The 13054-nt window shown below is 37.6% G+C and carries 11 protein-coding genes; 4 read left to right on the top strand and 7 right to left on the bottom strand.

What is annotated here, in order from left to right:
• Window positions 1-443: 443 nt before the first annotated feature.
• The 4 genes from ACHABW_RS16400 to ACHABW_RS16385 are packed head-to-tail and all read right to left on the bottom strand — an operon-like array spanning window position 444 to window position 5600.
• Window positions 444-1580, bottom strand: a complete 1137-nt coding sequence (locus ACHABW_RS16400; RefSeq protein WP_435756749.1) for a mannitol-1-phosphate 5-dehydrogenase — start codon at window positions 1578-1580, stop codon at window positions 444-446.
• Complete coding sequence (locus tag ACHABW_RS16395; RefSeq protein ID WP_435756747.1) at window positions 1581-2018, bottom strand: PTS sugar transporter subunit IIA; 438 nt, start codon at window positions 2016-2018, stop codon at window positions 1581-1583.
• Window positions 2019-2021: 3 nt separating this feature from the next.
• The gene (locus tag ACHABW_RS16390; protein WP_435756745.1) at window positions 2022-4145 is read right to left on the bottom strand and encodes a BglG family transcription antiterminator; all 2124 of its coding nucleotides are present in this window, start codon (window positions 4143-4145) and stop codon (window positions 2022-2024) included.
• A gap of 33 nt (window positions 4146-4178) precedes the next feature.
• A complete protein-coding gene (locus ACHABW_RS16385) occupies window positions 4179-5600 on the bottom strand; it encodes a PTS mannitol transporter subunit IICB (protein ID WP_435756743.1) in 1422 nt (473 codons plus the stop codon).
• Between the two features lie 757 nt (window positions 5601-6357).
• On the opposite strand from ACHABW_RS16385, the gene glmS reads away from it, so the two are divergent.
• Together glmS and ACHABW_RS16375 are read left to right on the top strand one after the other, a co-directional pair.
• On the top strand, window positions 6358-8160 hold the full coding sequence (gene glmS / locus ACHABW_RS16380; RefSeq protein ID WP_435756757.1) for a glutamine--fructose-6-phosphate transaminase (isomerizing): 1803 nt from the start codon (window positions 6358-6360) through the stop codon (window positions 8158-8160).
• Window positions 8161-8440: 280 nt separating this feature from the next.
• Window positions 8441-8782 (top strand): general stress protein, encoded by a 342-nt coding sequence (locus ACHABW_RS16375; RefSeq protein WP_435756741.1) that lies wholly within the window; start codon window positions 8441-8443, stop codon window positions 8780-8782.
• 670 nt (window positions 8783-9452) lie between these two features.
• On the opposite strand, the gene ACHABW_RS16370 is transcribed toward ACHABW_RS16375, so the two are convergent.
• Both ACHABW_RS16370 and ACHABW_RS16365 read right to left on the bottom strand, forming a co-directional pair.
• Window positions 9453-10061, bottom strand: coding sequence for a transglutaminase-like domain-containing protein (locus ACHABW_RS16370; protein WP_435756739.1), 609 nt, complete (start codon window positions 10059-10061; stop codon window positions 9453-9455).
• A 3-nt stretch (window positions 10062-10064) separates the two neighbouring features.
• Window positions 10065-10520 carry a GNAT family N-acetyltransferase gene (locus tag ACHABW_RS16365; RefSeq protein WP_435756737.1) on the bottom strand — a complete coding sequence of 152 codons (456 nt, stop codon included), beginning with the start codon at window positions 10518-10520 and terminating at the stop codon, window positions 10065-10067.
• Between the two features lie 261 nt (window positions 10521-10781).
• On the opposite strand from ACHABW_RS16365, the gene ACHABW_RS16360 reads away from it, so the two are divergent.
• Window positions 10782-11042: a hypothetical protein gene (locus tag ACHABW_RS16360; RefSeq protein WP_435756735.1), complete on the top strand. Its 261-nt coding sequence runs from the start codon at window positions 10782-10784 to the stop codon at window positions 11040-11042.
• A 274-nt stretch (window positions 11043-11316) separates the two neighbouring features.
• Here ACHABW_RS16360 and ACHABW_RS16355 read toward each other — a convergent pair whose 3' ends face one another.
• Window positions 11317-11577: a hypothetical protein gene (locus tag ACHABW_RS16355; protein WP_435756733.1), complete on the bottom strand. Its 261-nt coding sequence runs from the start codon at window positions 11575-11577 to the stop codon at window positions 11317-11319.
• A 700-nt stretch (window positions 11578-12277) separates the two neighbouring features.
• On the opposite strand from ACHABW_RS16355, the gene ACHABW_RS16350 reads away from it, so the two are divergent.
• Window positions 12278-13003: an alpha/beta fold hydrolase gene (locus tag ACHABW_RS16350; RefSeq protein ID WP_435756731.1), complete on the top strand. Its 726-nt coding sequence runs from the start codon at window positions 12278-12280 to the stop codon at window positions 13001-13003.
• Window positions 13004-13054 lie beyond the last annotated feature (51 nt).

Here is a 13054-nt window from a genome sequence, read left to right as displayed (position 1 = left end):
GAGTACCATAATTTTGAATTACTTCAAAATCTAGTGGCTTTTATTCGGCCAGGGCTCACAAAAAATTTTTGAAAATTTATTAAAGCAGTTCGGAACCCCGGCATAATAACTTTTCCTGAGGGAGTCGCAACCTTCGCTACTTCGAGTTGTTTTTTCAAAAAAATAGCCTGTTAAGTGCAATGGCTACACACACTGCTCGCCTGTACTGAGAAAACCACTCGGACCAGGCTTAAAACAATGCAGCGGCTTCGCTCATCCTCTATAAAAAATTGTTGTTTGGAAGAATCCGCGAGACCCCGCAGAGCGTTCGTTTGCTCGAGGAGGCTTGCGGATCATCCACGGAAAGCGAGCGGTAATTCTTCCAAACAATCTTCCTTGACAAAAAAGAACCAAAATAGAGAAAAAGACACAAAGTTTTTTTAAGACTGCAAAACGAAGAATAGCTACTGTGCATATCTTCGTGCGACTTCTTTTACGATGGTATGATCCTCAGCTAATCCGGATATGGAACTAAATGCTTTTTGAATACCACTATCGTTAAGTTTCTTTTGTAACTCTTCTGCCTCATTGTCTTGAGGATAATCAAACTTTAATGCAGCAACGATTACATCGTATAAGGCATCTATTTCGATACCTTTGTCTAACAACTGCACAGCTGGACTAACAAGACGTTCATTATGGCCGAGTTTTTTGATTGGCTGCCTAGCAACCCTTGTTACTTCATCTACAATAAATGGATTTAGGAACCTTTGAAGAATCTTTTCAATATAACGTTCATGATCTTCACTATCAAAGGTATGCTTCTCGCAAATTAACCTTCCCGTCTCTTCAAGAACAGACCTGACTTGTCGTTTGATTGCTTCGTCCTCTAACACTTCCTGGATTGTCTTTTTATTATCTAAGTAGCCAAAATATGCGGTTGCCGCATGACCAGTGTTTACCGTGAACAACTTCCGTTCAATATAAGCTTCCAAGTCATCAACGAAATGAATGTCAGTTACAGGAGGAAGGTCACCCTTCAGATTTTTACGTTCGACGACCCATTCAAAAAACGGTTCTACTAACACATCCAAGAGATTTGTTTGGTTTTGGATGGGAACGATCCGATCAACAGCCGCGTTTGGAAAACCAACAATTTTCGAAACGTGGTCCCAGTCCTCCGAGGAGAGGTGTTTTTCGACTTCTGCTTTTAATAGATCCGTTCCACCCAAAGCATTTTCACAAGCGACGACATTTAAGGGGGGGTGTGAAGTAGACCTGGAAACTAACCCCTTTGCTAAAGTGGCCGCGATATGGGGAAGAATATGTGCACCTACCGCAGTAGTCACTAAATCCGCAGAAGCAATAGCTTCGATAACATGGGATTCGTCTTTTTGTGAATGCAGCCCTTGAACGTTCGTAATTTCAAAGGAACGTTTGTCTTCTTCCGCATAGTGTACATGATAAGAATTCATCTCGTTTAAGGCATCAATGACTTCGTGATTCACATCCACAAAAGTAATACTGTAACCTGCATCAGCTAGGATTTTACCAATAAAACCGCGTCCGATGTTTCCGGCGCCAAAGTGTAAGGCCTTCATTTATTCCACCTCGCTAAATAAAGCTAGCAATTCATCTTCTGAAGCAGCGTTGACAATTTTTTCGACATTCTCCATTTCAGAGCATAGGATCGCAATCTGAGAAAGAATCTCAAGGTGTTCGTTATTTTTGCCGGCAATACCAAAGACAACTTTCACTTCATTCCCGTTTCCAAAATCAATGGCTTCAGGAATTTGGAGGATAGATATTCCAGAGGCTAGAACACTCTCTTTGGCATCCTCAGTCCCATGAGGAATAGCGATTAGATTCCCCATATAGGTGGAAGTAATCTCTTCTCGTTCAAACATTTTGTCTACATAGGAAGGGTCTACATATCCACCATCCACTAAAAGTTGGCCGGCTTTTTTAATAGCCTCTTCTTTAGACGATACCTTTGCATTAAGGATTACATTTTCTTTTGCTAAAACTTGTTTAGTCATATTTTAACTCTCCTTCTTTAAATGATTTTGATAAAAAACGATCATTTTACGACTTATATGATTGGAGATTTCTTTTTCAGTTCCGGATTCAAACAAAGCCGTACTTTCCTCACTGTCGATGATCATACTACTGATTGAGCTTAGTACTTCTGTTTCTTCTTCCGACATGTCAGTTGGACCAAGCATTAATAAGATTCTTGTCATCTCTATCGTCTCCCCATCCATTGAGTTAACTCTAGAAGAATTCGTTAAATCATTGATAATAAATACTGGTTTTTCGACGTGATCACTTCGTGCATGAAAGAGTGCCATCACGGTGTTTGGGATACCAAGACCCGACATTTCTTCTCGAACTTTCAGATGATCAACAACTTCCTCTGAGTTTGTTACTATCCCTTGCTCTTTTAGGTGCTGCACAACATCAAATATCGATTTCCACACATCTTTTTTATGGTTATTTACATAAATTTTAAAGTGATGAAGCAAGTCGATCGTAACCGGAAGACTACGGTGCATTTGTGTCAACATTGTGGTTGCTTCTGCGGTATTAATCATATCTGTGCCTTTTTCATTGGTTATCTTTCTGCTCATATGTTCATTTACTGATGACAGGTGTTCTTTCCTTTCAATGTAATCTTCAATTTTTCGAACATCCTCATCCGTCAAAAATGGATTCACTTGCACATAATCGATTGAATGATCGACTAGTGGAATGGTTGATATCACCAAATCGAGCTCTTCAGAATTTTTCTGATCTAATTCAAACATCGATATATTTTTCACATCAATAATGTTTGGAAACTCATTTTGCAATCTACTCGCGATCATTTTTGAAGACCCAATACCACTGGAGCAAATAACGAGTGCTTTATGTCTGCGTCTATTGTCATCTCTTTCAATGGCTGAGCCGAAGTGCAGGACAAGAAATCCAATTTCTTCGTCTGGGATAGAAAGGTGAGGTAAAACGTCATTAAATGCTTGTTTTACTTTATCAAATAGCTTCGGATAGTTATGCTGTATTTTATCTTGAAGAGGATTATGAATATGCATCCCTTGTTTTAACCGGTAAAGTGCGGGATCCAAATGTGCCAACAACCCTTGATAAAGTGAATTGTCATTTGCTAGATCAACGTCATAACCTTTGCAAACATGAGTCATTAACTGCTTGGCAATCATGGCTGTATCAAGATTGTCTTCATTAAAGGAAATGTGTTGATCATGGCGGAACTTAGCTCCCCTAAGATGCATCGTAATATAGCCAACTTCGGCTTCAGGTATATGAAGTCCAAACTTCATTTCCAATTCTGTCGCAAGATCGTTTGCCAGGGTGTACTCCTTTTTTTCTTTTAAATGACTCGAAAGCTCCTTGTTTATTGTAATTCTTTCGCCTTTTGTAATACGCTCTATTGCTAATGCGAGGTGAACAACCAAGGCGATATAGGCAGAATCAGCAATTTTATAAGGAAGGGATTGGTTAATCTTTTTTACAGCTTCCTCGACAACCTTAAGTTTATCAACATTAATAAAACCAAGTAGCTGCCCGGCTATTGATTGGGAAACGTCAGCATCATTGCTTGGAATTCGTCGCCTAATATATTGTAAAATATCTGATTCATTAAAGTTTTCCGCTAGTATTCTGCTGATTGCACGTCTTTTTGCAGACTCTGTTCCAGTAATTTGAATGCCTAGTCCTCGTCGTTTTTCGGTGGTAACACCGTGTGTTAACAACCAGGCATCCACTTTTTCCAAGTCACTGCTGACGGTTGCAACGGTCACATTCAAGTCAGTTGCTAAAGAATGAAGTTTGAGGGGTTCCAAGGATTCTAATAATTTACAGGCGATCAGTACTTGTCTTTGTTCGGGTAAAAAATCAAAGTAGTTAGCATCTTGTAAATCCTGGTTAAATTGATCGACTTGTTCCTTAGTCCCTTTTAATATAACTCCCTTTCCAGCCTTTTTTTCTAATACAAGTTCGTAAGGCTGAAGAAGGGAGGTAAATGTATTTAAATCTCGATGAATGGTTCTTTCACTAACATGGAGAGAGTTAGCTATCTCTCGGACAGTAACTCCCTCTCGTTGCTGGATGAGAAGCTCTAGAATTAGTCGGTCTCTCGCAGAAACATACATGTTTTATCACTCCGATACAGTCGTTTGACTGCGTTACTTTAGCTTTTCCACAAGGTTATCATACTCGGGACTACTTAAGAAATTTTCAACCGAAATGTGTTCTGCATCCGGGCGTTTTTCTTTTGCACGTGGCGTTAGATCCTTGTGTGTAATGACAACATCAGCATCTTCCGGTATGTTACTAATCGACGTGTTGGAAACATCAACCCCAAGATCGGCTTTCTTTACTTTGTTCTTTAAAATAGAAGCTCCCATTGCACTTGATCCCATTCCGGCATCGCAGGCAAAGATAATTTTGTTTACTTCTTTGTAATTAAACTCTTTTTCCGATTTCTCAGTTGATGCTCCAAGGGAAGAAGAGACACTGCTTTTCTTTCCTTTCATTTCTTCCATCTTTAAGGTTGCTTCTGTGATATCGTCTTCACCTTTGTCTTTACTAGCTTTCAAGATAACAGCCGCAACTACAAAGGAAACGATGGTTGCAACAAGGACTCCTGAGAATACGGGGATGTAATATCCAGGCTGTGTTAAGAGCGCGTAGGCGATAATACTACCTGGTGACGGACTTGCAGGTAATCCAGCTCCAAGCAAGTTGAAGGTGAAAATACCACTCATACCACCAGCGATAGCTGCAAGTATTAACGCTGGTTTCATTAGAATATATGGGAAGTAGATTTCATGAATCCCACCAAAGAAATGGATGATTACAGCACCTGGTGCAGAAAGCTTTGCCATCCCTTTGCCAAAGAAAGAGAAAGCTAGTAATATTCCCAGACCGGGACCTGGATTTGTTTCTAATAGGAAAAGAATCGATCTCCCTACATCTGAAGCTTGCTCTAAACCCAGTGGTGTTAGTACACCGTGGTTAATCGCATTGTTTAGAAATAACACTTTTGCTGGTTCAATGAGAATACTTGCAAGTGGTAATAGGCCAGCATCTACTATAACTTCTACCCCTGCTCCCATTGCTTGACTAAATGCCGATACAATAGGACCGACACCTAATAATCCAAAGATAGCTAACGCGCCACCGAATATACCGGAAGTGAAGTTATTAATGAGCATTTCAAATCCGGGCTTAATTTTACCTTCAACTAGTTTATCTAGTTGCTTGATGACAAGACCACCAAGAGGTCCCATGATCATCGCACCGATGAACATCGGTATATCTGCGCCTACGATGACACCCATCGTAGCTGTGGCACCGACGACTCCACCACGTACTCCGTGAACGAGTTTACCACCAGTAAAACCAATTAATAGAGGTAAAAGATAAAGGATCATAGGATCAACGAGTTGAACAAGCGTTTCATTTGGGAAATAGCCATCTGGAATAAAAAGTGCAGTAATAAGTCCCCAAGCGATGAAAGCCCCAATATTCGGCATGATCATGCTACTTAAAAAGTTACCGAAATGTTGAACTTTTGTACGAATCGTACTTTTTTCTTGTGCCATTGTTTGTTCCTCCTTTTAAATTATCTGAGATTGTTTATCTCTGTACTTCTATAGTAAAGCGCTACCAACATATAAACAATCTAATGTACAGCTAATTTCGTCACAGGTATTGTTGACATCATTTCATATAACGTCAGACAAGATTCTATTTAGAGGTTGTTGTTTGTTATCGAACATAGAGAGCGGATCCACTCTAGGCGGAATGCAAAAACAACATAGATATTCAAAGAAGATAAGTTTTCAATAAACTGATCGTACTTTTTCTTAATTTATATCGTTCATATATTTGAATGGATCAAATGAGAAAGTTGAAGCATAGTATATAGAAGCATCGAGTTATTTTTGAGTTAAGAAATTACCAAGGGGTTCGCGTGTTTTTCTCTCGATGCTTCTGGGTATATAAAAGAATTGACCGAATTTCCCAACTTGTAGTATGATTAGACGTATTCAAGGGAAAAAAGGAGGCCAGAAGGGTCAATTGGTGACGAAATATTATAGCGCCTGGACTACGGTATGAACGGAAAATTATCGTAGTTGACGAGGAGGAGGATTATCGAAAGTTTCGGCGGATACCTCCCGGTTGCCACATCACAACCGAAAACTGAGGCCTAAAACGAAGAGGCGACTCATCGAACAAAAGCCAAAGTAATAGATGATTTAAAAACAAATAAAACGTAGAACAAACAAATATAAATGAAGAGTGGGGCAAGATGCCCCTAAAGCATTTCTTGTCCCACTATGGGAGGAAATGATTGTTATGTGTGGAATTGTCGGATATGTAGGAACAAAAGATGCAAAGGAAATTTTATTGCGGGGATTAGAAAAATTAGAATATCGAGGTTATGACTCTGCGGGTATTGCGATCGCTAACGAAACAGGAGTCCACGTCTATAAAGAAAAAGGGCGTATTGCAAATCTTCGTGAAGCCGTTGATGAAACAGAAGCAGGATTCACTGGAATTGGGCACACGCGTTGGGCAACTCATGGCGTTCCAAGCAAATTAAATGCTCACCCTCATCAGAGCTCAAGCTCTCGATATACAATTGTTCATAACGGAGTCATCGAAAATTACGAACAGTTACGAAGAGAACACTTGGTAGGCGTAGAGATGGTCAGTGATACGGACACAGAGATCATCGTTCAGCTTGTAGAGAAGTTTGCTTCTGAAAGTAAAACAACAGAAGAAGCTTTTCGTAAATCATTAAGCGTCTTAAAAGGCTCTTACGCAACGGCTTTGTTAGACAACCAAGATCCAAATACTATTTATGTAGGAAAAAATAAAAGTCCGCTCCTTGTCGGACTAAGTGATAATGTCAATGTTGTGGCAAGTGATGCTATGGCGATGCTTCAAGTGACTAACGAGTTTGTGGAATTATACGACGAAGAGATTGTTGTGGTTACACAAGAAAAGGCAACAATCAAAACGTTAGACGGGCAAGAGGTATCTCGTGCTTCTTATGTGGCTGAGCTAGATTCATCAGACATAGAAAAAGGTACGTATCCTCACTTTATGCTTAAGGAAATTGATGAGCAACCATTTGTTATTCGAAACATTATCACGAAATACAAGGACGACAATGAAAGCATTAAATTAGACGAGAACATTCGACAAGCAATGGCAGCAGCTGACCGTATTTACATTATTGCAGCAGGTACCAGCTACCACGCAGGTCTCGTTGGAAAAGAATTTATCGAGAAGATCTCGGGAATCCCAACGGAAACGCACATTGCAAGTGAATTTCTCTATAATATGCCCTTACTAAGTAAAAAGCCACTCTTTATTTTTATATCACAAAGCGGAGAGACTGCGGATTCTCGCGGAGTACTCGTGAATGTTAAAAAATTAGGATTACCATCTTTAACGATTACAAATGTACCTGGATCAACGTTATCTCGTGAGTCTGATTTTACGCTTCATACGTTTGCCGGTCCTGAAATAGCAGTTGCGTCAACAAAAGCCTATACTGCCCAAATGGCTGTATTGGCAATACTTGCTGTGGACAGCGCGATTGCCCGAGGTGTGAAAATGGATTTTGATCCATTGCAAGAATTAGCAATCGTTGCAAATGCGATGGATATCTTCACGAATCAAAAAGACACTCTCGAGCAAATTGCACGAGACTACTTGAGTCTATCAAGGAATTGCTTCTTTATTGGACGTTCAATGGATTTCCACGTTTGTATGGAAGGATCACTTAAGTTAAAAGAGATCTCCTACATTCAGGCAGAAGGATTTGCCGGTGGGGAACTAAAGCACGGAACAATTGCATTAATTGAGGAAGGTACACCAGTTATTGGTCTTGCGACGCAAGAAAACGTACACTTAAACATTCGTGGAAACATGAAGGAAGTAGTGGCTCGTGGTGCGAACCCATGCATGATCAGCATGGAAGGATTCGCAGAAGAAGACGATAAAATCGTTATGCCAAAGGTTCACAAATACCTCACTCCACTAGTGAGTGTAATTCCACTCCAGCTTATCGCTTACTATGCAGCTCTTCACAGAGGCTGCGACGTAGATAAGCCAAGAAATTTGGCTAAAAGTGTGACTGTTGAGTAGGGTAATGAAAGAATCATAAATTTTTTGTTGTTTGACAAAAAGGTCCTATCCTAAGTAAAAGCACGTTATCCTAATATGGGTAACGTGCTTTTTATCGCTATTTCTATTTTATAGTTGTGTGTTTTAAAATAATCTTATCGGGAATAAAAAAGAATAGTATCATTATAATGGAAAAGGTATTCTATGAGATGGATAAATAGATTCCATAATATTAAATTTACATGTAGTTTGTCTATCTATTACGAAAACGATATTCATAATATATGAGGAGGAAATGCAAATGAAACCTTTATTCAAAATATTTCACGACGATGAAAAATTAAGCGAATCGATTGGAAAACTTAGAAAAGATGGTGTTCGTGATGAAGATATTTATGTTCTTTCCCATGACAACGACCATGAACAAAGAAGTAGAAAAAACACTGATGCAAACAAGATCGGGGTTAGTGAATTAGGAGTAGGAACAACATTAAAAAATGTCTTTCGTTCCAAAGGAGACAAGCTTAATACTAAAATGAAAGAAATGGGATTTGATACAGAGAAAGCAGAAGATTTAGAAGAAGAACTAGATAAAGGAAAAACATTGCTCATTGTTACAAACCAAAAAAAGGTGGAGTTTTAAAGTAAATTCAATATTGTAATATGTATATAATGGTTGGTAAGCTTGAGGCTCAGAGAAAAGAAATGTGACCTCAAGCTTTTTTTCATGCCATCCTGAACCCAAAGCACTTTCCCCTTACGGTTTTTCCCACGCTTTAAAGACTCGCTCCACCCGTTTTATTCGCATCTTTTCCTCTGGATTTTTTAATCGAAAAACCTTTAACCCCAATCCTTCAACCACTCTTTTTCTCTGCTCCTTTCAGACGATCTTCCAGGCTTTTTCTCTTTCTTTTTTTCTGTCGATCAAGCATATTTCTCTTGCTTTCCTTTACTCTTTTCCTCGGTCTTGAAGGTATTAAAACACGCAGAATTTCTTTGCTATTTCTTCCACCGACATCTTTGTCGGGCGTTACTCAACTCAAAACATTAATACGAAAAGAGAGTAGGGAAAAAAGCTAGAGGAGCTCGGTCTTTCCTCTGCATTCTGACTCTTATATAGTCTATCTCTGCAAAAAAGTTCTTGGTAGTTTAGTTTACTCTCCGAAAGTAAGTCCGTCTATGGAAATGGGGCAACCAGGGTATAACTTAGCTTGTGGGAGTATGCATGAACGTCCAATTTACCATAATAATTCCAATCCACCTTAACCTAACCCGTCGATAGTACAATAAGGTTATTGATAGTTTTTTTCTGTTTATAAGTAATCTGGTAAACAATGTTTATACATTTTTATTGCATCAGAATTAGACTGTAAGGTTTCTATTGTTTTATAGTTTGGTTCTGCATAAATAGATGGGTAATCTATTTCGTCAAATTCTTCTTGAACAGAGAATGCCAATTTTTCCTCCGTTGTAGAAAATTCTGCTTGAACTCCAGGTTTATTTCCACGAGCATCTAACCGAATCCATTGATTTAACTGACTAAGAAAGATTCCGTTAAGTGTGTGGAGAGAATACCCCTTGTCTGGTGTGTCAAAAATCATTAGTCGTTGATAACAAAAGCCCGCAGGTATGCCTTTTGACCTTAACATAGCAGCTAATAAATTTGATTTAGCATAACAAATTCCTTCCTTTACTTTCATAACATCTGAAGCATTACATGTCACTCGTGTACCTTGAATATCCCAAGAGTGAGAAATTTCATCTCGTACAAATAAGAAAGCTGATTTAATCTGTTCCATTTCTGTCTGCCTATCGCTAAATAATTCATTCACAATATTTTTAATTAGTGGGTGTGAAAAATTTATTATATCTGTTTCTACTAAATAGTCTTTAAGGTTTAACGATTTAGGTATAATCTTCATGAATTAAATGGCTCCTTTTCCTTTTATTTGCATAAAAACATTCGGTTTATCTAACGCTTCAAAACCATATTCCGAGTATAAAGAATGACCATCATCTGTACTTAACATTATTCTACGAATATCTAACTCATGGTAATCAGTAATGGTTTGAATTAACCACTTTCCTAACCCCTGGCTACGGTATTCCTTTATGACAAATACATCAGTTAGAAAAGTAAAAGTAACTAAATCCGATATGACTCTTGCGAAGCCAATCAAGGTCTTTTCATTATAATGATTTACATGATACATACCGAAACAAAGTGCTGAATTTCTAATGGATTTAACTACTTCATCCATAGAAATCCCTTTTGACCAATACGACTCTTTACTCAAAAAATTATAAATTGCATTAATATCTAAATCGTTTTTATCTTTTGTTATAAGAAAATTTCTATATTTCCATTCTTCTTTAACCAAAAGAACACTCCCTTTTATGTATAATAATAACATAATGGGTATATTTATGCGATACTGGCTATAGTTTTTCTTCCTGACACATTAGTTCAACAATAACAGCGACAGCTTTACGTACTGTTTTTCACAAAGTGCATGTGTTTCTCTAATATGTTTTTAACATATAACGACATATCCCCTACCTTCCTTTAGAGGAAATAACTTACAAAATAATTGAATAAATTTCCATTCCTTGATAAACTGAAACGGTAGGAGGGGATTTGAATGAGCGATATATTCTCATTATTTTCCTGGGTAGGAGTAGTGATCTATTTTGTATCCAAACACAGTGAAACCCTCGCAAAACTTAACAAAACGCAGAAAATTGGCGTTTTCATCTCTTATATCCTGGCTACACTTACTACAGGAATTTCTATCTATTTCGGAAGTTCATTCTTGACGAAAAGTTTTCAAAATGAATTTCTGATAGTTATCATTCGCCTCTCAGTAGTCTTAATTACACTAGGGTTCGTATATTCACTTTAAATTGTTTCTTGCAAAAAATTGCGAGGGGGATCTTCCCGAAAATAACTTAAGTAAACTCAGTCTCGATTATGTAAGGATGGCGTTTCTACTATGGAGTGGAGACGCTTCTTTTCTGACACCCAACAGTCCCATTACAAATGGATGATTATACATTAAGGGAAGGCTTACCGATCTTGAGGTATAAGAGAAGGTGATGATGCCAGCCATATATGCATGATTTTGCTATCATTTTTGGGGAAACGCGCTACTTATGAATAGGTCTGTTTAACAGAACTTAATCCAGCAACAAATCCTTTAATGTTTTTGTCGATGATTCCGATATGGAGTATATAGTGTGTGTATCACCAACATCCATAATGGTGCTTCTTTCTGAATTTTTATCCAACCATAAGTGGAAGTGTTTTTCTGTGCTGTTATCTTGAACAATTCTAATATCAAAATCTCCTTCAGCCATATCTACTGCTCCGTCCATTTTATTGGCAGAATTAATTGATTCGATCATCGGATTAATTTGCGAGGAGCTGTCTAACTTCATTAGTTCATCTTCATTAAGGTGACCAAAATTTTTAAACTCCGAAACGGTTATTAATGTGACTTTAGAAGATTTTATTCCAAATTGTGAATCACACCCACCTAAAAAAAGTATAAGCAAAGCTACTAATAGAATTAAATTTTTATTGATTGTAACCGCCCCTTTTGATAAAAATGTGTTTATTGGAATTCCTTTTATAATTTTTTCTTAAAGAATAGCAGAAACATATTAAGATTGAAGAATTTAGTATCGGTGGAAGGAAGTTTTAGTTAACGTTTTAAATTAATAAGTAAATAGCCAATTACAGCACCTATAAATCCTCCAAAAGTATTTAGAATAACATCATATCAATATTTGAGGTTCTTCCCATAGAAAAAATGTATTGAGATGATTCAACGACTAATGAAAACAATAGAGACAACAATGTAGTCTTATAAATAATTTTAGAGACTTCTTTGGGATCTCAATAGCCAAAAAGGCCAAAATTAAATGCTCTCCAAGCTTGAAACATAATACTGAGTCAGGGATTCAAATACCGATATGAACCGAAAAACCTATAAGAGGACATGGGGATTACTTGACTTTTATTTTCAACTAAATTTATTAAGCTATCGAAAGCATTACTTCGAGGGAGTAGTGCCTTTTCTTGTTGAAGTGGGGATACTTCTTCAATAACAGAATTAGAAAGAGAGGAACGGATTGAATGACAAAAGAGATGTTGGTACAAATAAGCGGATGTAAACTATATGCTAAGCTGATTGGTCACAATAATGGTAAAGCCACTATTGTAATGGATGCTGGTTATGGAGATTATTCCAAGGCTTGGGAGTCAGTCATAAATGAAGTCTCCATGTTGTCTGACGTTTTCATATATGATAGAGCAGGACTTGGGAAGAGTGAATCAAGTTCTAATCGAAGAACAAGCCGTGAAATGGTTAAAGAACTAAATGGACTCCTGAATGAAGCGGAAATAAAACCTCCATACATATTAGTTGGACATTCATTTGGTGGTGTTAATACACGGTTGTATGCAACTGAATATCATACTGAAGTTTGTGGTCTTATCTTGGTTGATTCTACACCTGAAAATTATAGAGAAAGATTTCTTCCAACGATGCCAGAAGAGCTTCAACAAGCATATAACAACCAATTTGTTTACGAAGGTAATTATGATGAATTCATAGAAAGTTTAAATCAGCTAAAAGAAGCCAGAAGGAAATTAAATGTTCCATTAATTGTTCTTTCAGCTGGCAAAAAAGCTCATTATTCAGAGGAATCGCAAGTGTTATGGAATGAAATGCAGAAAGAGATTCTTGGGATATCTTCAAATGGTAAATTCATAATTGCTGAAAATAGTGCCCATTATATACAAAATGATGAACCAGAAATCATAGTGAGTGCAATAAAGGCAATGATCGACAATATTTAAAATTTGAATTTGATAGGTTGTACTTAAACCAACGAGTAAGCGTTACTATTA

The sequence above is a fragment of the Salipaludibacillus sp. CF4.18 genome, from assembly GCF_051262595.1.
Taxonomy (GTDB): Bacteria; Bacillota; Bacilli; order Bacillales; family Salisediminibacteriaceae; genus Salipaludibacillus; species Salipaludibacillus neizhouensis.
Note: the sequence above shows the minus strand (reverse complement) of the source record. Positions and strands in the feature narration are given on the sequence as shown.